The sequence below is a fragment of the Microbulbifer mixtoriginis (SeqCode) genome (assembly GCF_052467235.1).
The window spans coordinates 2557582-2579594 of sequence record NZ_CP174305.1; the positions used below are offsets into that span (position 1 = coordinate 2557582).

Sequence of the window (22013 nt, forward strand, 5' to 3'; positions counted from 1 at the left end):
CTTGCAAAGCAGCATAGGTATTTTTGGCAAGCTTCCTGGGCATGGGGATTTTATCCAGCGTCAGCTTCCAGCGAGTTTCGTCAGGGTGTGGGATGAGTGGCTGCAGCGTGCAGTGCATGGCTCCCGAGAAATAATGGGTGAAAACTGGCTGGACTATTATTTGACCAGTCCGGTCTGGCGCTTTGCCCACAGTAAAGGAATCATTGATGAGACCCCCTGGGTAGGGGTTCTAGTGCCTAGTGTGGATAGTGTGGGGCGTTATTTTCCTTTGACTATCGCCGCACCGTTACCCTCTTCTATGGACATAATTAACTTTATGTCAGATGCAGATATGTGGTACCGGGAACTTACGGAATTAGCTGTCAGCGCACTGCAAAATATGCTCCATGCAGATCAGCTGTTCGAGGCCTTTAGTGAGGTGCCGGTAGAACTGGGGCAGCTAGCTACTCCTGCAGCACAGAGTGAGTTCTTTGTCGCGAGTAATGATGCCTCGGGTAACGACAATCGCTACGCGGGGTTGCTCGGACAGGTATGTCGTAAGCAGTTCGCCAGTTACAGTCTGTGGTCTTGCGAAGGATCACAGCATCTAGCCCCAACCAGCGTGCTTTGCCCCTCTTTACCCGGCCCTGAATTTTACTGCTCTATGTTGGGTGCCAGTCAGCAAAGACAGTGAATAAATAGGTAAAGGATATCTAGTGTGAAGCAAATAATAGTGGCTTTAAATAGTAATAAGCATCGGCGGTATAGTGTGTTAACCGGTGATATTTCACACAGTGAAACTCGACATATCTGTCAAGTGTACCTACCCGAGTTCACGGCTCTGGCTGGAGAATGTCCGATCATATTTTTAAAGTCTCAAGAAGAGAATGCCCTGGAAAGTTGTGCTTTATTAGGTATAAAACCGGGGCAGAATCTTTTTATTCAGCAGGATAAATGGTTGGGTGGTTATATCCCGGCAACATTGAGAGCTTATCCATTTTACTTGCATTACAAAGATCAACTGGAAACAAATCCAATAATTTGTGTGGATTCATCCTCTCTCTCACTTGGTAGCTTAGATGGAAATAGAAGTAGGCTATTCGATGATGAGGGGCAAGCGACAAATGCATTATTGCAGGCCAGAAACTTACTGAGTGGAATTCATCAGCAGAAATCAAATAATAAAGAGTTTATTCGTTGCCTCACTGAGATGGAACTCTTTCAGGAGCAGGTAGTGGTAGTCGATTTACCTGGTAATACCAAACATCGATTAACCGGTGTATTTTGTGTTACTTCAGAGCGTATGAATGCATTGGATGATAATGACTTCTTACGCTTAAAAGAGCGTGGCTATTTAGCTCCAATATACGCTCATATGCTGTCTTTGCATCAGTCAACAAATTTAAGTCGGCTATTCAAAAAGTATCAAGCGAGGCTGCTTCACTAGAGGGTTAAGGCTAAACAATAAAAACCCTATTGTTTTTAAACCATTTGAGCTTGGTGAAGTAATAGCAACTTACTCCAGATGCATTAAAGCTCATGGCATAAGTGAAATTAATTGAGTAGCCTATTTAGGAAAAAGGTACCAGTGTACAGGGCTCTTTGGTTGTCCAAATATCCGCCAACCTATCTATAACTGCAGGAAGCAAGGGTTAAGGTATGTCATATATCGTGGTATTTACTGGGGAGATTAGAGCACTTTTTGAGCGGCGAAAGGCAATATCAGCCCTGGGTAGCGAGTTTGGATTTAGTTTTACACAAATTAAAGCGCTTATGGCTAGCAGCCGCTCACAGCTTAGAAAGACTGCAGATCGTGCAGAAGCCTGTCGTTTTGTTCAGAAATTATGGGTGGCCGGTTGGCACTCCAAATTATTTTTGGACTCTGACTTGTTGCACTCTACTAAAGAATCCGTTGAGCGTGGTGCTTCTCATTTACCTGTGGTTATGGGAAAACTCCACTGTGAAGGCTCGCAGCTGCAACTGTGCGCACCGCGTAATTGGGTAGTTTGTAATAATTTGAATCCAAACGCTGAAATTCAGGCTGGTGATACCGAATTAAACCGGTACCTGATTGTATTGGAGCAAAAGCGAACTGAACTTCCCGAAGAGCTAAGCCTCACGGACTATGCCGAGGCTCAGATGCAGCAGTGTTTGAGCAAAGTATCTAATGGCAACCTTCTAAGTGGCCCACAAGTGCTAGAGCGCGATTGGCAAATGGGTTTGTTGTACGAGATGAGTGCTAATGTCGGCAAAGATTCGGTTCAATATATGGTTGTTTTTTTTCGCGGCAAAGAGAGTTTCTATACCCTTTTTCTATGGACCTCTTTGCAAAGCTTTGCACAAGCAAAAACAGAATTTATTCAGATAGTGGCAAGTTTTCAATGCTCTCCGGAAAGTGAGACTACCGCAGAAAGTAAGGCCTCAGCTGTAATTGCTGTGTAATTGTCTTGTCAGCGGCTGTAAAATCTAAAAAAATAATAAAAATTATTTGTTTAATATTGTGCGCTGTGCACTTTTTTTAAGGTATTGCGATTACATTGTGTCATTTGCCTTGATTAGATCTTTACAACGTGTACTCTTCTCGGAAATCTTCTTGAAGGAATTGATTGGGTAGAAGGGACTTTTTTCATGGCATTCCCAAATACAATAAATATCGAAGAACTCACGGCTCCTATTTCTTCAGAGAGCCCTGTCGGTGAGGATATTCGGGAGGATCGATCACCGACCTCTGATTACTACTCCATCAAAGATGCGCGAAATAGTGCTAGGGCCGCAGAGCGCTCGGCCATGTTTGATGACACAGATTCTGATCTGCTGGCCCCTTGGCGTGATGTGGCAAAGGCCGCAGAAAAGATTCTGACAAAGAAAAGTAAAGATCTGGAAGTGGCCAGCTGGTATACAGAGGCCCTAATTCGTCTCCATGGCTTTAGTGGCCTCAGAGATGGCTTTCTATTAATTGAGCAGCTGGTTACCAATTTTTGGGATGGCCTATACCCAGTTCCTGATGAGGATGGTATTGAAACTACGGTTGCACCACTGACGGGCCTTAATGGTGATGGCGGTGACGGTACGCTAATGATGCCGATCCGTAGTGCACCAGTAACCCCGGAGGGGGATTACGGAGATTTCTCTTTTTTCCAGCATCAGCAAGCTCGGGATGCAGATCGTATCGCAGATGAAGATGCTAAAGCGGCCCGCATTGAGACTCTGGGATATAGCCTGGAAGATGTAGATCAATGTGTGAACAGCGCGACTAATGAATGGGCTAAGAATCTGATAGAAACTATAGAAGCTACTATTAGCAGCTATAAAAATATCAATGATGCTTTGCGCTCTAGTTGCGGTCATGATGCACCGCCATCAACTAATATTTCCTCTCTACTGGATGAAGTATTGCGTACAGCGAGATTCATTTATAAGAGTCAGCTTGATGCGCTAGCACAGAATGAGGCACCGGAAGTAACTGAAGACACACAGAGTGACTCCCCCATTGAGGAAGCTGTTCCCAATGTGGCATCAACAATAGTTGCGAATGCTATTGCAGCACCCACCGGACCGGTTAGCTCCCGAGAGGATGCTCTTAAATTACTAGAACAGGCCGCGAAATATTTCCGTACCTACGAGCCACATACTCCTTTGGCTCCAGGGTTGGAGCGATTAATAGGCTGGGGTCGCATGACAGTCTCTGAATTGATGACTGAGTTACTACCAGATGAGCAGTCCCGAGCCCTATATTCCCAGTTGACAGGTGTTCGTCTCGATGGAACGGATACCCAACGTTATGTAGCTCCGCCGGTAACGAGTAATACCCCATCACCAATTCCAGCTGCATCTGAGCCAGCATCAACAGCCACTGAAGCTGCATCTGCAGCTGAGGATAGCTGGGGTGGGCAAGCACAAGAAGAAGCCAGCTCGGGTTGGTAATTAATTAAGAACAGCAGTCCCTAAATCTAGGAAGGAGACCTGAGATGTCTGAGAGTATCCACAATAAACTTAAGCGTGTGCGCAAACCACGTGTACATATAACTTATGATGTTGAAACCAATGGTGCGGAAGTTAAAAAGGAACTTCCCTTTGTTGCTGGTGTAATGGGCGACTACTCAGGGGATAACACCGAAAATCGCAAAGCATTGAAAGATCGTAAGTTTGTTCAAATTGATCGCGATAATTTTAACGATGTAATGACCAAGGTTAATCCAAAACTGAATCTTCAGGTGGAAAATACCTTATCTGGTGATGGCAGCAAAATTGGTATTGATCTCGATTTCAATCATATGGATGACTTTTCTCCAGAGAAAATCGTCGATCAGGTTGAGCCGCTGAAACAACTCTTGGAAGCACGCAGTAAATTACGTGACCTTCTCAGTAAGGCAGACCGCTCTGAGGAACTAGAAAAAGTTTTAGAAGACATCCTGAAAAGTACGGAAAATGTCGGTGCTATTTCCGAGCAGTTGGGGTTGAACAAGGATAAAGGAGAGGACTCAGAATGAGCACAGAAGTAGAAAATGTTGCGGAAGGTGAAGCTGAGGAACAATCGGTCAACCTACTGGAGCAGGCTATTGCCGCGACCAAACAAACAGAACCGCAGGAAGCCCAGGATCTGATCGCAAACCTGACAGAGCAGGTTTTAAAAGGAACCGTAACCTGGGACCGTAACCTTACCCAGACAATCAAAAAAGCAGTCAGTGCAATTGACCAGGCTATGTCTAAGCAAATGGCCGCTATTCTGCACGATGAAAAATTCCAGAAGCTTGAAGGTTCCTGGCGCGGACTGAATCACCTGGTGATGAATTCTGAAACAGGTGCAACCATGAAGATTCGCATGCTCAATTTGAGCAAACGCGAATTGTTCCGAGACCTGGATAAAGCCGTTGAATTTGATCAGAGCCAGACCTTCAAAAAGATTTATGAAGAAGAATTTGGTATTGCAGGTGGTGAGCCATACGGATGCATGATAGGTGATTTCGAATTCACCAGTCACCCTGAAGATATCGAGCTTCTGAGTAAAATGTCCAATGTTGCGGCAGCGGGTTTCTGTCCGTTTATTGCTGCAGCCGGTTCCGGTATGTTTGGATTTGATAACTTTACCGAACTGTCGAAACCCCGTGACCTCGGTGGAATCTTTGAGTCAGCTGAATATATTAAGTGGCGTAGTTTCCGAGATAGTGAAGATTCTCGTTTCGTTACTCTGGTTATGCCACGGACTCTGGCCAGAACTCCCTATGGCGCAAATACCAAGCCAATCGAAGCTTTTGACTTTGAAGAGTTTGAAGTTGATGAATCTGGAGTTTCACGCCCTGCGGACCACGACCAGTACTGCTGGATGAATGCCTCTTATGTAATGGGCACCACCATGACCAAGGCCTTTGCTGAGAATTCCTGGTGTACAGCCATTCGTGGTGCCGAGGGTGGTGGTAAAGTGGAAGGTCTGCCCTCACATATATTCAAGAGTGATGACGGCGATATGGACCAGAAATGTCCAACAGAGATCGGTATTACTGATCGCCGTGAAGCCGAATTGAGCGCTCAAGGATTCTTGCCGTTATGTCACTACAAGAATACCGATTACTCTGTATTTTTTGGTGCTCAAAGTGCGCAAAAACCAAAAGCCTATGACGACCCGGATGCTACCGCGAATGCAGCGATTTCTGCACGTCTTCCCTATCTGATGGCTACTTCTAGAATTGCCCATTACCTGAAAGTAATGGCGCGTGACAAAGTAGGCTCCTTTATGGAGGCTAGTGATTGTGAACGTTGGTTGAATAAGTGGATTACTCAATACACCAACTCAAATCCGGACGCAAGCCCAGAGATGAAGGCAAAGTATCCGCTTTCAGAAGCTCGAGTTGAAGTGAAGGAAATTCCAGGTCAACCTGGGTGCTACAGTGCTGTTGCCTACTTGAAGCCCTGGTTACAAATGGAGGAGTTGACCACCTCCATGCGTATGGTTGCCAATATCCCATCTGCAGGATAAAAACCTGTGCCCGCCTCGGAATAAGGGGCGGGCAATTTTTTGAAAAGTCTTCATCAAAGCTTTAAATTACTTGAAGCTGTCAGAAATGCTAATGGGAGTTTTCCGGTGCCCTGCGCAACAAAAAAAGAATTTACGGAAGATTATTTAGATATTTTGCCGGAAAATTTAGCGAGTGGAGATCAGGGTCAATTACAGCGTTTTTTACGCGAACCAGACGAGCTATTCTCTTTTGAATACTGGTTAACAGAAATATGTCCTTGTCCAAAAAAGGAGAATTTTTCTGTTCGCCAATATTTGAGTCGTATTATTGTTGAGCTTGATGAGCTTATATGCGATCAAGTTAATCGGATTCTTCATAACTCTCGTTTTCAGCGTCTAGAGGCAAGTTGGCGTGGTCTATCAATGCTGGTATTTGATACACCACATTCAGACAATATTAAGATAAAACTGCTAGATGCCAGCTGGAAAGACTTGAGCAAAGATATGGAGAGGGCTCCAGATTTCGATCAGTCTGGACTTTTTCATTTAGTTTATAACGAAGAATTTGGTACTCCAGGTGGAGAGCCCTTTGGTTTGTTAATGGGAGATTATTATATCTCGCATCGGCCGATGGCAGATCACCCTTACGATGATATTTTTACTCTGCAGGGCATAGCCCATACGGCCGCCGCCGCTTTCGCGCCATTTATCTGTGCTGCAACACCTCAACTTTTTGGCGTCGATCATTTTGATGATTTGGCCAAGCCAATTCGCTTCTCTGAGGTTTTTCGTCAAAAAGAATATATACGCTGGAATAGCCTGAGAGATTTAGAGGATAGTCGCTTTATAGCCATTACTTTACCTCAAGTGCTTATGCGCGAGCCCTATAGCCTAGAGTTTTCAGAATATCGTGGGTTGAGATTTGAGGAACAGGTTAGCGGATCTCACAACCGGCGATATCTTTGGGGGAATTCCTGCTTTGCTATGGGGGCAGTACTGTTACGCGAATTCAGTGAAGTTGGTTGGTTTTCCCATATTCGCGGTGTTGCACGGGATCATCTTGGCGGTGGATTGGTGACTCAGCTGCCCACCCTGGCCTATAAGCCGGACAGCCGCCCCGGTATGGTTAAGATGACCACTTCGATTCTGGTTACAGATTTTGTAGAAAGGGACCTATCAGAATTGGGTTTTGCATGCTTGAGCCACTGTTATGACACGCCATATAGTGCTTTTAATAGTGTGCCCTCTCTTCAGAAAGCTAAACAATATACATCGAAAGCAGCTACGGCGAATGCGCGTATTAGTTCTATGCTGCAACAAATTCTTTGCGCCTCACGCTTTGCTCACTATATCAAGGTGATGATTAGGGATAAGGTGGGTGCCTATATGAATGCTGCTGATTGTGAGCGCCAGCTTCAGCATTGGTTGGACCAGTATACTACTGGGCGAGATGATTTATCTTGGGAAATGTTGGCACGTTACCCCCTGCGTGAAGCTCGAGTTCGTGTGGCGGATGAGCCTGGCAAAGTAGGTAGTTATCAAAGCGTAATTCATCTTAAAAGCCACTATACGGTCGATCATTTGGTCTCTGAGCTCAAGCTCACTACGGCTCTGGCAACGATAGGTGTTGGGGGTTCATAGAATTATGGCAAGAGAAAAAAGACTGTTAGCTCCAGTGCTAGATCGACTACTTGAATCATCTAGTAAAGTAAATGTTCACCAATCCCATCAGATTTTACGCCAGCTACGTGAGGGGGTTAGGCGCGACCTCGAATATTTATTTAATACACGTTATCGCTGTATTTCACCACCATCTGAACTGCGGCACTTGGACGAGTCAAATATCAATTATGGTCTGCCAGATCTGTCTACTGTCAATTTATCCTCATTAGACAGTCGAAAACAATTCTGCCGGGATATTGAGAAGACAATTTTACATTTTGAACCAAGAATTCGCTCTGTAAAAGTTACCACTCAAGATAAGGTAGATGTGGAAGATCCCAGCATACGTTTTCGTGTAGAAGCAGTATTGCATGTTAATCCTGCATCTGAGGTTATCGTATTTGACTCTGCCTTAAACCCGGTAACACAAATGGTAGACGTGTCTGAGATTATGTAATGAGTGAAAAATTAATAGATCTCTATGAGCGTGAGCTCGCATTTATTCAGCAAACATCCGCTGAGTTTGCCCGTATGCACCCTGCGGCTGCATCACGTCTGCAGTTAGATGCAGATACCGTAGATGATCCGCTTGTGGGGCGTTTGTTGTCTGGTTTTGCATATATGAATGCCAGGGTTCAACAAAAACTAAGTGATGATTTCCCTGAACTTACAGATGCAATGCTGGAAACATTGTATCCACATTATTTACGACCCATTCCATCATGTGCGATCGTTCAATTTGAGCCGGATTCAGACCTTGATGCAATAACGCAGGTTGATGCAAAAACGTTGTTAGAAAGTGACAGCTTTCAGGGACAAACCTGCAGGTTTACAACTTGTTATCCGGTGGAAATTAATCCGTTTCAACCGGTCAGCGCAAGCTTAATGCCACGCCCGTTTATTGCTCCTGGTTGTAATGAGATTCAGGGAGCAAACGCCGTTCTTAAGCTCTCCCTTAAAGCTTTGAGTCCTGATCTGAGCTTTGCGGAGATGAATCCCGAAAAAATAAGATTCTTCTTGCGTGGTCAAGCGACACATGTGTATAGCCTCTATGATCTGCTTTTAACCAAATGTGTAAAGCTGGTTGTGGCAAATGGAGAGAGTGATCCAAAACCGACTTTTCTATCCCCAGAGGATATTTGCCAGGTCGGGATGAATGCAGAAGAAGGTTTATTACCCTATCCAGATACAGCATTCATCGGTTACAGGTTGCTTACTGAATATTTTGCTTTCCCCGAAAAATTTCTCTTCTTGGATATTGAAAATTTACAGGGGGCTTTGAATGATAGTTATGCAGATACATTGAACCTGTATTTTTATCTTTCAGAGACGCATGAGGAACTGGAAAAACAATTGGTTCCAAGTATGTTTGCACTCGGCTGTACGCCTGTTATTAATTTATTCAAGCAGAGTGCAGATCCTATACCGCTCACCCATACTCAGTATGAATATCATGTTATAGCAGATGCTCGTCGTAGCGATGGACTGGAAATATATTCTATTGATGAGGTGGCTGCCACAGACGGTGATGGCGAAACCACTAAATATAGGCCTTTCTACGGGATTAAGCATAGCCAACACCACGCGGAACAGTCAGCATTTTGGTTCAGTCGGCGTCGTGAAGTTATAGAAGGGGAGCATCGCAATGAGCAGGCTTCCGAAGTTGATTTGAGTCTCGTTGATTTAGATTTCAATCCGCACAGGATTAATGATCAAACACTCGATATTAAATTAACTTGCTGTAATCGGAATCTGCCTAAGAAGTTACCCAGTGGCAATTCTCAACCTTATCTTGAAGTAGTTGATGGTGATGTCCCAGCGAAACGAATTAGCTGTGTTGTGGCACCAACAGCGACATTGAGGCCTCCGAGAAGAGAGCGAGGCTACTGGAAGCTGATATCACATCTGAACTTGAATCATCTCTCCTTATCTGGAAGTCAGGGATGTGATGCCCTCAAAGAAATTTTCAGACTGTATGATTTTAGGGATTCAGCCAGTACTCGTAATTTGATTGAATCTTTATTAAAGCTGAATACAAAACCCATTACTGCTCCTATCCAGATTGATCAAAGCGTCGTTCTTTGTCGGGGAACTGAGGTAGAAATTGAACTCGACTCGATGATGCTTACTGGCACTAGCCCTTTATTATTTGCCAGCATCATTGAACGTTTTCTTGGCTTATATTGTTCTATTAATTCATTTACTAAATTGATTGCTACCATGAGTGGCAGAGATGGAGAACTTAAAAGATGGCCACCTCGCGCCGGCGAAAAAGCTTTACTGTAATAGAGCGGCTGCGTCGAGAGCCCTATCATTTCGAATTCTATCAGGCGGTGCGTATCCTGGAGCGTGCTGTGTCTTTGGCGGATGGCGGATTTTGTGATGAACCTATTGCCAGTGCGGCTCCACCAGCGAAGGAAATGGTTCGCTTCAGCGCCCAGACCGGTTTATCTTTTATTGGCTCAGACGTTTTACGTCTGGAAAAAAAGACCAGTAATAATGTAGAAATACAAGATAAAGAAGTTAGTCAATGGCATATGGAGGTTGGCTTTACTGGTCTTATAGGGAGTCAGGGTGTAATGCCCTACTACCTGACGGAAATAGTTCAAAAAGAGCTCAGAGAAAATAATACCGCTCTTCGGGATTTTCTCGATATGTTTAATCACCGTCATACTTCGCTACTTTATAAAGCATGGCATAAATACCAATTGCCTGTGAACTATGAACGCCAGCGTTTACGCAATGAAAGGGTTCCAGATATTTTTACACAGGCGATTGCCTCTTTGGCGGGCCTGGGTACTAGCGAGATGCGCTATCGATTGCCAATTCCCGATGAAGCTCTTTTGGGCATGGCAGGCCATTTGGGGCAGGGACGTTGCTCTGCAGCTGCGCTGACCAGCATGATTAAGCATTTCTTTGGTTTGGATGTCGCTATAGAGCAATTTCAGGGGCAGTGGGATGAATTACCGAAAGACATTCTCTGTCGCCTGCCTTGTGATGAAGCTCCCAGTGGAGTAAATAACTGTCTAGGGGTAAACACAATTCTGGGTACGCACTGTTTCCAAGCTCAAAATAAATTTCGAATAGTCATCGAACCAATGGCTTATGAACAATTTATGACTATTGCCCCGGGAACTCAGAAACTGGAATCCCTTAAAGCCTTTATCAAACTAAGTGCTGGGATTGAGTTGGACTTCGAGCTATCAGTATCTTTACCTGCGCAACAAGTTTCGCCTGTTCAGTTAAACAAAAAATCTGATCATGAACCTCTTTTAGGGTGGAATACACATATGGCCAGTGAACAGGAATCAGCAGAACTCATACAGATTACCTTAAGTGCTGAAAATATGTCGCCTGATGAAGCCTTGCCAGCAGCATAATTGTTCATTAACAATAATTTTTAAAAGGATCTTTTTACTGTGATAAATATCGATTTGAAGCGGCTTGTTGATACCATGACACCGCATATGCGTGATTCTCTTGAAGGCGCAGCCGGCCTTTGTTTATCTCAAAATCAATACAATGTTGAACTTGAGCACTGGCTGCTTAAATTATTAGATCAATCAGATACAGACCTTTATCACCTACTGGAAAAACATGACTGTAATCCGGCAAATTTTGCTAAACAGCTTGCCTCCTCTATAGCTGGATTCCGCTCGGGAAGTAGCCGACCTCCTGCACTATCTCCGACAATTGTCGAAGCGGCAAAGAATGCCTGGATGCTGGCGTCTATCGACTATGGGCACCGTGCAATCAGTTCTGGACACTTCCTCGCAGCTCTGCTGTTGGAAGAGACTTCACGTCGACAAATTCAAGAATCTTGTCCAGAGCTTAAAAATATAGCGCCTGAGTCTATTCGTGAAACTGCCCGGGCGATGTTTGGGCAAAGTGGTGAGTCGAGTCATATTGGTGCTGCCTGCGCAACTGATGATGGCGCTGCTGCCGTAGCGGCCGCCGCTAGTAAAGCGCCAGCTCTCGATAAGTATACCGTCAACCTGACTGAAAGAGCGAAGAAGGGGGAGATTGACCCAGTTCTAGGCAGAGATGAAGAGATTCGGCAGTGTATTGATATCCTCACTCGTCGTCGACAAAACAACCCGATTCTCACTGGTGAGGCAGGTGTTGGTAAAACAGCCGTAGTTGAAGGCTTTGCTTTACGAATTGCCAGTGGAGATGTACCTGAGCCTCTACGTGGTGTAGCAGTTCGGACGCTGGACCTGGGCTTACTTCAGGCCGGTGCTAGCGTAAAGGGCGAGTTTGAGAATCGTCTTAAATCTGTGATTCAAGAGGTCAAATCCTCCCCAACGCCTATTATTTTGTTTATTGATGAAGCTCACACCATGATTGGTGCAGGAGGCAAGGAGGGGCAGGGAGATGCGGCCAACTTACTTAAACCCGCTTTAGCACGAGGTGAGCTGAGAACATTGGCAGCCACGACCTGGGCTGAATATAAGAAATACTTTGAGCGGGACCCTGCTCTGACTCGGCGTTTTCAGGTTGTAAAAGTTGAAGAGCCCAGTGAAGCAAATGCCATTGATATGATGCGTGGAATTGCCACTACTCTTGAAGCACACCATAAAGTACGCATACTTGACGAGGCAGTTATTGCTTCGGTTAAGTTATCCCACCGCTATATCCCTGGGCGTCAACTACCTGATAAATCTGTAAGCTTGCTGGACACCGCCTGTGCCCGCGTGGCCCTGAGCCAATCAGCTACTCCTGGCGCTATTGAAGATGCTCAAATTAATATTGAGCGGACTAACACAACGCTTGCCAAGTTGGAACGTGAAAATGCAGCGATGGGTGAGCACGAAGAACAGCTGACAGAACTGAAAGAATTCAAGCTGACTGAAGAGCAGAGATTATCCTCATTAAAACAACAGCTTGTTCAAGAAAATGAGCTGATTGAACAGATACAAAAAATTCGAGATCAAATTGACTCCGAATTTATGAAAGGAAAGAGTGAAAATCTGGAGCCCGATTCAGCGCTTTTAGCTGACTATCAGCAACAATTGAAAAGCCTGTCTGCAGAGCTTGAGGTAATACAAGGTGATACACCTTTGATGCAGCCATCTGTTGATGAGCAGGCTATCGCTGCGGTGGTTGCCAACTGGACAGGTATTCCTGTTGGGAAAATGGTCAGTGATGAAATCGTAGCTGTGAAAACTCTGGCTGGGCGCCTGAACAAGCGTGTGATTGGTCAACCCCATGCGATTGAGGCTGTTGCTCAGGCAATTCGTACTTCACGGGCAGGATTGACTGATCCACGCAAGCCAGTTGGTGTATTTATGTTTTGCGGCACTAGTGGCGTAGGTAAAACTGAGACTGCATTGGCTTTAGCCGATGAGTTGTTTGGTGGTGAGCAAAACATCACTACGATAAACATGGCCGAATTTAAAGAGGAACACAAAGTATCTATGCTGCTAGGGTCTCCTCCCGGATATGTAGGGTATGGGGAAGGAGGAGTTCTAACCGAAGCTGCTAGGCGTAAACCTTACTCCGTAATCCTACTGGATGAGATGGAGAAGGCCCATCCCGGCGTACAGGATATTTTCTACAACCTGTTCGATAAAGGTACCATCAAAGATGGTGAAGGTCGTGATATCGACTTTAAAAATACCGTTATCATTATGACCTCTAACGCTGGTGAGGATGCTATTAGGGCTATATTCAGCCAGGTAGAGAAAAAGCCAGAACCAGATGTACTGCTAGATAATATACGTCCCCAATTACTACAGAAGTTCAAACCAGCGTTTCTTGGCCGTGCTAATGTTGTTGCCTACTATCCACTGGATGACGAGAATCTGGTTGAAATTTGTAAAATCAATATGCGTAAGATTGAGAAGCGTGTTCGTGAACACTATGGCGCTTCTTTCTCATATGATGAGGATGTACTTATCAATATTGTGGCGCGTTGCCATGAAGCAGATACTGGAGCCCGCAACATTGAGGTAATTCTAAATAAAACTTTATTACCAGAATTGGCCAGTGAATGTTTGGATAAAATGGCGAAAGGTGAAGAGGTTAAGGCAATTAAAGTGTCTGCGACTGAAGAGGGTGATTTCGCCTATAAAGTAGAATAATCTGGAAATTAGCCCAGTAGTGCTAAACTCCTGGGCTATTCATGATGTATCCAATACCTTAATTAAAAAACACTAAGTGAATTAATTTAATTTATATTGGCTTTTATCTATTTTGGCGTTGTGTTTGGATATAATTCCTGAAAAATATACAAGTGAAGCTTCATAAGCTATATGGGTTATTCAAATAATTTTCTTGCTGGGGAATTTAGTGCATTTTTCTATGTTTGAAGGGGTGCCTAAGGTTTTTTACTTTGTGCGATAGATTAATTCACCTGTCCAATGCTGCCATATTTTCTTCGTCTAGCTATACCATGTTCAACACGAATAGTATTTTCTGAAATTGTCAGTGGGTCATTAGGGAGAACATTGTTGTCATCGCTTAGGCCCCCTACATTAGCTAGCTCTTCAAGTAAAATTCTTTCAGTTGTTACCCAAATCCAGCCTTGGGTTCTCGTAGTAATAACATTATTTGGGTTGTTGACGGTTCTATTGAGATCTGGAATTCTAATGCTTGCCCCGCCAGTATTTACGCGAGCCCTAAAGAATCGTGATGGTTGAGTTACTTGAACATTATGTAGCATGTTTTGACGCTCATCTACTAAGCAAGTAATTTCAGTTGCGCCACTTAAATAAACTCCACGATTTATTCGATCAGCGTGGCCGAGCTCATGTGCCAACGTGATAAAAATAGGGCAAGCACCGCCATCAGTCACAGTGCCATTTTGATTGAGGTTTGTGGTAGTCTGAACTGTGTTATTCCAGTGGACACATGCACTGGCTCCTGCGCTCATTACTTTTCCCATGAAACCTTGATCGTGTTTAACCAGTGGGACGTAATACTTAAAGTTACTCCATACCCTATCTTTTAACCACTTATCTGGAACTGCCGCTAATCCCGCACTTTCAGTTATTCTTGTATCATGTGGGCTGGCAATAATCCGAGAAACAAGGGTTGCACTTTGAGGTAGCTGTAAGAGTGCATTGGTCATACCAACACCCCGTGTAATTCGGGTAACCGTACGAGCACCGAAGTGATATTTTTCTGCAGAATATGCTAGGGCATTGGCTTGCCCAAGAAGAACAGTTAAAGCGTTTCTAACTTGATTAATAAATGCAACATTGGTTGAATCAATACAAAGTCCCATAAAATCCTCCTTTTATGGTTGTTGATTGTCATAAAGCTATGGCTCTTATTTACTTCAATAGGAAAGTTTGTTGGCAGCCAGTAGATTTTCATTTTTGGGCATGAAGGTATGTATTTGTAGTTGACTAAGCAGTTCTTCTCGAAGTAAAAGATAATAAAATGCGAAAAACTAATCGAGATATTTTTGGAGCAAGTTAGACATAAAAGACCTTATTCTTAGTTGAGTTGTATTATATTTTTGGCTTTTATGGTCTTTTCTAATTTTTTTAATTTATACTGCTAATTGGTGCGTCATGACAAACAGAGTTTGTCTTATAAGGGTTATTAAGTAAATTTATTGTCCCTTAAATTCTTTTTTTGCTCTTATTTAAGTTAAGCAAAGGCCACTGTGAGTGGTTAACCACCAATTAATACTGTTGGACACCCAATAACAATCTTCCCTCCATGTCCAGTTGTATCCCCCATACGGGCAGCTGGTTTTTTTTGTAGCATTACGGTAGTGCTACCCATAGCAACAGTATCTGGTGGTCCCACACAAGTACAAGTGCTGCCAACAGTTGCGGATGGCATGCCGCCGATGATTACTGTTGGAGCACCTGGGCTGAGAATAGGGCCGCCTACATGAGGTACCGTACCAGTAACCATGGGGCATACATGCATATCGGTGATACGTGAAGCTGGCTTGCCCATAATTTAATCCTTCACTCTTCCATTGCCGCCGCGGGCCAGATCCAGACCCTGTTTCATATAGCGGTCAAAGCGTTTGGCGGGGTCTACTGGGTCAGATAAGACTGCTGCTAATGTAATACTGCCAGCCACTGCGTGCGCATAGAGGTGTTCTGGCGGTTCAACCACAGGCTCGCCTTCGGCTGCGAGGCTGCCGTGACACCAGCTTGCAGCGGTTGCTGCCCAGCTTGCGGGCGTCTTGTGTTTGGTTTTATCACCCAGTGTTTTACAATTTAATCGCGACTCCTCATTGGGTTTTTTAGCCCAGGTTTCTGCTGCGATCAATGCACTAACGTTGTCTTCGTCAGTCTCAGGACTTTGTATATCGCGTGCCGCAAGGCAGGCCCACCATACCGCTTCTCGTTTTGGCAGTCCGTGGGCTAGTAGTTTTATTGCATCCGGATAGAGGCCAGCTTCTATCAGTTGATTAATGCTAACTTCAGGTGCGGTATCTGGCACCAGATGCTCTTCCGCCTCCTCGCTAACCTCAAAATTCTTAAGGAGCTCAGCTGCAGTTAACGCTTGTACTTTGATCAGGTCGGTCATCTGCTGTTTAATCCCATCAATTGATCATGGTAACGCCACCTTTTAAGGTAAGCATACCACCGCCCTTAACTTCAGCCGTCGCGTCTCCTTTGCAGGAGAGCATTGTTCCTTTGATGGTAATACCTGCCGGCGTTAGCTTGATACTGCTGCCACCAACCTTTAACTCAATTGAAGCCTTGGAGGATATCTTGATTGCCCCCATAGCATCGGTTGTTTGGGTGCCTTTACTCACCTTAAGGGTATGGTTGCCTGAACCGATAGTGACAACCTGGTTGCCCTTATTGACATTGAGTTTTTGGTCCCCTTTGGCAATGGTGATAACTTCGCTACCATCCGTGACGGTAACACTACGATCCTGTTTGATTTCTAGTGTTTGCTGGTTTTCAATTTTGCCGGTTTGATCGTTATGGATCACAAAGTTATGATCCTTGCCAGCTTCCATATAAATTTCTTCATTGCCACCCTTGTCATCAAACCTAAGCTCATTGAAAGTGCTACCTTCATACTCGGTTTTCCAGCCACTTTGGGTCGCTGTGTAGTTGGGCCCAGGGTTGTCACCGTTATAAACCGCCCCGGTAATCAATGGCCGATCCGGATCGCCATTGATATAGGTAACAACGACTTCTTGGTTAACTCTTGGAACAAAATTCGCGCCCCAGTTCTTACCGGCAAAGGACTGCATTACCCTTACCCAACAGCTGTTCTGTTGAGAATTCCAGGGGAATTTAACTTTGAGCTGTGTATAGGGATCCTGTGAGCTGTCTGAAGCTGTGGCCTTGACCTCTAAAACTCGTGCTACCTGTGGTGAATGGATTTTTTTCGCACATACATTGGGCTGTGGGCGTGGCATTACCGTAGAAGGTATACAGCTAAAGGTGTTGTGGAAGTGGGTATCAATACCATTTCCATCTGCTGCAGAAGTATGCACTGAGGTAATAAGATATTTGCCCTTTTCAGAAGATAATGAGTGATCGAAATTGAAACGACCGCCTGCAGTAAAGGAAGGGCAATCACTGCGACCGTGGCTTACATCAAAAAGTGCTTCTTGCGCTTCCATTGCTCGTTCGGCAAGTGCTTTGTGATAGCTGTCTGTAAATTTGTGCTTGTGCTCACCATCAACCTGGAAATGGTTTAAGCCATAGAGGCCGCGCATATAATTCGCAACATCATTAAGCTGGCTGGTCGTTTTTACCTGCTGCTTGTTGTCTTTAGTTGCTGTGTACTCGCTATAATCTTTAAGCTCAAACCCACCACCGTGATAGTTGAAGTTTCTTCTCCAGCTACTTACGGTATTTTTGGTTGGATGGCTGCCTCCACCGTCATACTCAATGTCAGCGCTTTCACAATCATAAAAGTCTTGAGAATCATCGCAAAGAACGAGTTCGTGCTGTCCTGTGGAATGCTTGAAATAGTAGGATATGCCTTCTTCAGCCATCAGGCGATTGATAAAATCAAAGTCGCTCTCGTCAAACTGAACACAATATTCACGGGTAATGTACTCAGCATTTAACTTTAACGTGAGTTTTATTACCCGGCTATATTCTCCCAGAACCTCTTCTAGAATCTGCTTGGCAGATTTGTTTTCAAAGACTCGGTTGCTGCCGGCCAAACTGGTAAACCACAGACCCGGTTGCAAAATGGCGCTATAACTACGTACACCCTCAGCATTAACATCATGTAGAGAGAACTGGGTAACGTAACCATTGATATGGCGAGGTGTTTCAGAGTGGTGAATGGAAACTGTTACCGGTTTGCCAACAATATCCTTTTGTTCAATAGCATGGTCATCAGAAAGCAATTGCACTTCATAGCGGAAAAGCTTAGATATATGCTCTTCGCCTTGCAGGGTCGTAGCAATTAGCGCATCTGTGCCAACCGGGCTATCGACCGTAATCATTCTTTTATCTTGATTGAGTGTAGCCATGGGCAGCCCCAACTATCCCTACGGTGCCTGAAAGAAATGAGAAACTAGCAGATTTGCAGATCTTTAGCTGAATACTCAATGAGCATTCAGCTAAAGACCTGTAGACAGCCCGCAGAGATTCTGCAGGCCATCTTATCCCAAAAGGGTATAGACCTATTACAGCGGAGTAGCGGTAGTGAGGTCGTATCCAACACGCATGTTTTTGGGGTTCTTGTTGGATTTGTCAGCGTGATTGAGGTCAGCCTCAATCTTGGCAAAGCTAAGGGAGATGGATTCCTGAGGTGCGCCGCCAGCAGAAGCACCGATGCTGTAAGAGGAGATCAGTACGTTTTCTAGCTTATACACAGCGTACTTTTCTACAGAGTTAGCGCCAGTTTGTACAACGTGGATCTCAACAGGTACGCCTTCGTCACCAGTTACGGAAGCCTTAAACAGGCCACCAGATGCAGCGTCAATACGCTTGGTGAAGGTAACTTCGCTCAGGCTCGGACGAGAAGCTTCACGGTTGGAGGTAGCGCCGGCTTCCATAGTGATACCGCGACCAACACCAAAGTTGAAGCTGTCAACTTCGATCCAGTCTTCGTAGCCCTTGGCAGTAACGTTACCCTTAGTGGCGAGGCTGTTGAAGTTCATGTAAATAGCCATGGGAAATCCCTCTTTGTTGGCTTGAGATATTGGTGGTTAGTTCCTTGCTACCGAATTAGTGCGGTAACTCAGATGGTGTCGCAATGACAACTGAGGTGATTTAAACAGAGTGAAATACAAAAAAAAACCGAAATTTCAGCTTATAAAATCGACTCTGGCACTAATTATCCAGGGGAGTATATTGATTGCTGGAGGTATGCCGTCTGCGCTTATTCGACTCTGACACTAATTAATTTTCTATTGAACAGAAAAGCTTGATGTCAAAAAAATGAGTATTTGAGGAAAAAATATTAAGAATTGTTAACGGAATCACGTTAATAAAATATTTTAAGTTAGGGATTTTCTTTTGTCAGGTGAGCTTGTAAGAAGGTGTAATTATTTGTCTTCAGTATCAGTTTCTCTTCTGAGTCTGTAATTGTCGAGTAGTTTTTTCAAAACGGTATATAGTCAAATATATTTGCTTACCTGTTCATTGTTGCCTAAAAGGCTGTTCGATATACTTTGCCCCTTATTTAGCTTGACAACCTGCCCGTAGCAATATTTTGTTACGGTCTTTGGATGTGTCGAAAAGCTTTCCCATGGAGGCGGAATTGAACGATAAGACACGTGTTGTTCGGCCGAACGGCAATCTGCCCGGACCGGATCAATCTAAAAAGGGACTGACAGATGATGGCGACGTAACCGTCGTTGTTAATCAGGACTCCACTGGGAAAAATGATCACCCTCCGGTGCGGGGTGCGCAGGCAATACTGCCCTCTGCTGCATCTGGGTTTAATCCAGATGCAACAGTTTTTAGCCCTGCACCTCGAAAGAATACCGGCCAAAAGAAAGAGCCGGGCCAACTTTCTGGTGGAATTTCTGCAAACCCTATTGATACTTCTGACTCTTTTGAGCCGTTGCCATCTGGCGCTGTAACCAAAACAGTGATCAAGGGGCGATTTGAGCTAGATAAGCTCCTTGGGGTTGGCGGTATGGGAGCTGTTTATAAGGCACTTGATCGCCGTAAGCTGGAAGCGAATGACAGCGAGCCTTATGTAGCAATCAAGCTGTTAAATGATGATTTCCAGAAACATCCTGATGCCTTTATTTCCTTACAACGGGAAGCGCGTAAGTCACAAACGCTGGCTCACCCCAACATCGTAACGGTTTACGATTTTGACCGCGATGGTGATCGGGTCTTTATGACCATGGAGTTTCTCGAGGGTGCACCGCTTGACAAACTCCTGCGAGAGCATGCGGATGTTGGGCTGGAACCCGAAAAGGCGCGCGCTGTTTTTTCTGATATTTCCCAGGCCCTCATTTACGCCCATTCCCATAAGATCGTCCATTCCGACTTTAAGCCTGGCAATATCTTTGTTACCAGTAAGAAAGGTGCGAAGGTTTTTGACTTCGGTATTGCTCGAGCCGTATCTGAAGGGGGGATCGCCAATAAAACTGGCGAGACTACGGTTTTTGATGCTGGCAGTCTGGGAGCTTTGACGCCCGCCTATGCCAGTTACGAGATGCTGAAAGGGGGTGAGCCCGCTCCATCTGATGATGTCTATGCCCTCGGCTGTGTGGCCTACGAGCTATTTTGTGGCCGACATCCTTATGACAAGGTTCCCGCTGATAAGGCCTTAGAAAAGAAGCTACGCCCGAAACGTATTAGGGGGTTAAATCGACGGGAGTGGCGTGCCCTTGAAGCCGCTCTGCAGCTAAAACGAGAAGATCGTACTGATACCGTAGAAAAATTTGTTCAGGCGTTTTTTGTCAGCAATACCTGGAAGTGGGTATTGGGTGGGGCTTTCACCATGGTGCTTGTAGGTGCTGGGGTCGGCTATAGCCACTTGGAACAGCAGAATACGGCTGAGCAAGAAAGAGTAAAGATTGAGCTTGAAAAGAAGCTCCAGGAAGAGCTACTACAGCGGCGAATCAGTGATAAAAAAGAAGCAATTAATCGTTTGGTGTCACTGAGTATCCTTACTCCAGCCTGGGAAAAGGACCTTCGCTTGGAGCTTCATGAGTATTCTGAGCTTAACCCCAGCGATGAAGAATTTCTCGATAATAAACGCCGTGAAATTTCGGAGCTGTTTCTCGCCGCGGCTACCGGTCAGTTAAACCTGGGTAATTTGGATCAAGCGGATTCCATGCTGGAAAGCGCTGCCAGCTGGTATGGCGTATCCAGCCAAGCTGTTGCGATCAAATCCCAGCTGGCTACGGATAGAGAGAACCTGCGAACTCGCTTGGAGGCTGAGCGCCTAGAGGCAGAGCGTGAGGCTGAGCGCATTCGTCTTGCGGAAGAACGCGCTGAGCGCCGACGCTTAGCCTCTATTAAAAACAGGCAAATCGACACTGTTCTGGCCAATATGGAATCCACACTAACCTGTGGCTTTGATATGAATGTCGCCGCTGTGGGAGCGCAGTTATCTCAGCTGGCAGGGCTAGATAGTGTTAAAGCCAGACAGATTCGTCCGGTTGTTGGTGAAGAGCTTAATAACTGTGCCACCAAATTGGGTGCTGAAGACCCACTAAGGACAGAGGCTCTAGTCGATGAGTTCAGGGCGCTCCTGCCCGGTTATCAGCCCCTCAAAGAATTCAAGCTGGATTTTTGTGGTCACCTAATCCCAGGTAGCGGTGGCAGAGGAGACCGCTACAGCTGTCGCGACCGTCTTGCGGATGGTACCAAGGGGCCTGCAATGGTAGTGGTTCGAGGTGTGAGTGGTCGGCCCTTGGCAGTTGGAAAGTATGAAGTAAGTAACCGAGACCTCGAGCACTATTGTAGTGCAACCAAACAATGTGCAGCCATTGATATCGCTGCGGGCGATCTGCCAGCCAACAACTTAACTCTTCAAGACGCAGAAGCGTATATCAGCTGGTTATCCGATGAGACGGGGTACCGTTATCGCCTCCCATCAGAGCAAGAGTGGTTTGCGGCTGCCAGTGCTAATGGCGAGGAAGAAGTTGCAGATCGCAACTGCCATTTAAAGTATGGCGGTATTGAGAAAGGGGTCGAGTTGATACCAGCCCAGGACGGATCGACAAACAGATTTGGCCTAGTGAATGCTGTGGGCAATGTTCAAGAGTGGGCGAAAGGTACTGATGGGGAGTTACTTGCGCTTGGCGGTAATCGACAAGACCCCATGAGCCGTTGTCTCGCTACATCCAAAAGGTTGCATGCAGGACTCGCAGATGAATTAACAGGCTTTCGCATCGTTAGAGATGTGAATTAATAAAAAATTCGCCGTTTCTAGCCATGTGAAGGCTGGATTCGGCCATGTAAATATGAGTAATTTGGGGGAGTTATGCTTGGGCTTGGAAAAAGTAAGCTGGCGCTATTTGTGGGCGCAGGCTTCCTGCTATCAAATTTGCCTG

17 protein-coding genes are annotated in these 22013 nt (G+C 45.2%); 12 read left to right on the top strand and 5 right to left on the bottom strand.

Annotation, left to right across the window (positions count from 1 at the left end):
* Position 1: 1 nt before the first annotated feature.
* The 11 genes from tagF to tssH all read left to right on the top strand — a co-directional run bounded on the left by tagF (position 2) and on the right by tssH (position 13677).
* Positions 2-673 (top strand): type VI secretion system-associated protein TagF, encoded by a 672-nt coding sequence (gene tagF / locus ACJJIO_RS11290; RefSeq protein ID WP_444908530.1) that lies wholly within the window; start codon positions 2-4, stop codon positions 671-673.
* A gap of 24 nt (positions 674-697) precedes the next feature.
* Positions 698-1426: a SapC family protein gene (locus ACJJIO_RS11295; protein WP_444908531.1), complete on the top strand. Its 729-nt coding sequence runs from the start codon at positions 698-700 to the stop codon at positions 1424-1426.
* A 212-nt stretch (positions 1427-1638) separates the two neighbouring features.
* The gene (locus ACJJIO_RS11300) at positions 1639-2421 is read left to right on the top strand and encodes a hypothetical protein (RefSeq protein WP_444883477.1); all 783 of its coding nucleotides are present in this window, start codon (positions 1639-1641) and stop codon (positions 2419-2421) included.
* A 186-nt stretch (positions 2422-2607) separates the two neighbouring features.
* Positions 2608-3903 (top strand): type VI secretion system protein TssA, encoded by a 1296-nt coding sequence (gene tssA, locus ACJJIO_RS11305; RefSeq protein ID WP_444908532.1) that lies wholly within the window; start codon positions 2608-2610, stop codon positions 3901-3903.
* 44 nt (positions 3904-3947) lie between these two features.
* Positions 3948-4469: a type VI secretion system contractile sheath small subunit gene (gene tssB, locus ACJJIO_RS11310; RefSeq protein WP_252084227.1), complete on the top strand. Its 522-nt coding sequence runs from the start codon at positions 3948-3950 to the stop codon at positions 4467-4469.
* Positions 4466-5953 carry a type VI secretion system contractile sheath large subunit gene (gene tssC / locus ACJJIO_RS11315; RefSeq protein ID WP_252084228.1) on the top strand — a complete coding sequence of 496 codons (1488 nt, stop codon included), beginning with the start codon at positions 4466-4468 and terminating at the stop codon, positions 5951-5953. Before tssB ends, tssC (ACJJIO_RS11315) begins: the two co-directional genes overlap by 4 nt.
* 39 nt (positions 5954-5992) lie before the next feature.
* Positions 5993-7573: a type VI secretion system contractile sheath large subunit gene (gene tssC, locus ACJJIO_RS11320; RefSeq protein WP_444908533.1), complete on the top strand. Its 1581-nt coding sequence runs from the start codon at positions 5993-5995 to the stop codon at positions 7571-7573.
* Between the two features lie 4 nt (positions 7574-7577).
* A complete protein-coding gene (tssE, locus tag ACJJIO_RS11325; RefSeq protein ID WP_252084230.1) occupies positions 7578-8051 on the top strand; it encodes a type VI secretion system baseplate subunit TssE in 474 nt (157 codons plus the stop codon).
* Entirely contained in the window at positions 8051-9880 is a 1830-nt protein-coding gene (gene tssF, locus ACJJIO_RS11330) for a type VI secretion system baseplate subunit TssF (RefSeq protein ID WP_444887812.1), read from the top strand. Before tssE ends, tssF begins: the two co-directional genes overlap by 1 nt.
* A complete protein-coding gene (gene tssG / locus ACJJIO_RS11335; RefSeq protein ID WP_252084232.1) occupies positions 9844-10974 on the top strand; it encodes a type VI secretion system baseplate subunit TssG in 1131 nt (376 codons plus the stop codon). Before tssF ends, tssG begins: the two co-directional genes overlap by 37 nt.
* A gap of 39 nt (positions 10975-11013) precedes the next feature.
* Positions 11014-13677: a type VI secretion system ATPase TssH gene (gene tssH, locus ACJJIO_RS11340; protein WP_444903669.1), complete on the top strand. Its 2664-nt coding sequence runs from the start codon at positions 11014-11016 to the stop codon at positions 13675-13677.
* A gap of 263 nt (positions 13678-13940) precedes the next feature.
* On the opposite strand, the gene ACJJIO_RS11345 is transcribed toward tssH, so the two are convergent.
* The 5 genes from ACJJIO_RS11345 to ACJJIO_RS11365 all read right to left on the bottom strand — a co-directional run bounded on the left by ACJJIO_RS11345 (position 13941) and on the right by ACJJIO_RS11365 (position 18662).
* Positions 13941-14822: a hypothetical protein gene (locus tag ACJJIO_RS11345; protein WP_444883485.1), complete on the bottom strand. Its 882-nt coding sequence runs from the start codon at positions 14820-14822 to the stop codon at positions 13941-13943.
* 395 nt (positions 14823-15217) lie between these two features.
* Entirely contained in the window at positions 15218-15511 is a 294-nt protein-coding gene (locus tag ACJJIO_RS11350; RefSeq protein ID WP_152450772.1) for a PAAR domain-containing contractile injection system baseplate protein, read from the bottom strand.
* Between the two features lie 3 nt (positions 15512-15514).
* The gene (locus ACJJIO_RS11355; protein ID WP_444883486.1) at positions 15515-16093 is read right to left on the bottom strand and encodes a DUF6931 family protein; all 579 of its coding nucleotides are present in this window, start codon (positions 16091-16093) and stop codon (positions 15515-15517) included.
* Positions 16094-16109: 16 nt separating this feature from the next.
* Positions 16110-18017, bottom strand: coding sequence for a type VI secretion system Vgr family protein (locus ACJJIO_RS11360; protein ID WP_444908534.1), 1908 nt, complete (start codon positions 18015-18017; stop codon positions 16110-16112).
* 156 nt (positions 18018-18173) lie between these two features.
* Complete coding sequence (locus ACJJIO_RS11365; protein ID WP_252084237.1) at positions 18174-18662, bottom strand: Hcp family type VI secretion system effector; 489 nt, start codon at positions 18660-18662, stop codon at positions 18174-18176.
* Positions 18663-19252: 590 nt separating this feature from the next.
* Here ACJJIO_RS11365 and ACJJIO_RS11370 point away from each other — a divergent pair.
* Positions 19253-21871: a bifunctional serine/threonine-protein kinase/formylglycine-generating enzyme family protein gene (locus ACJJIO_RS11370; RefSeq protein ID WP_444908535.1), complete on the top strand. Its 2619-nt coding sequence runs from the start codon at positions 19253-19255 to the stop codon at positions 21869-21871.
* Positions 21872-22013: the final 142 nt, after the last annotated feature.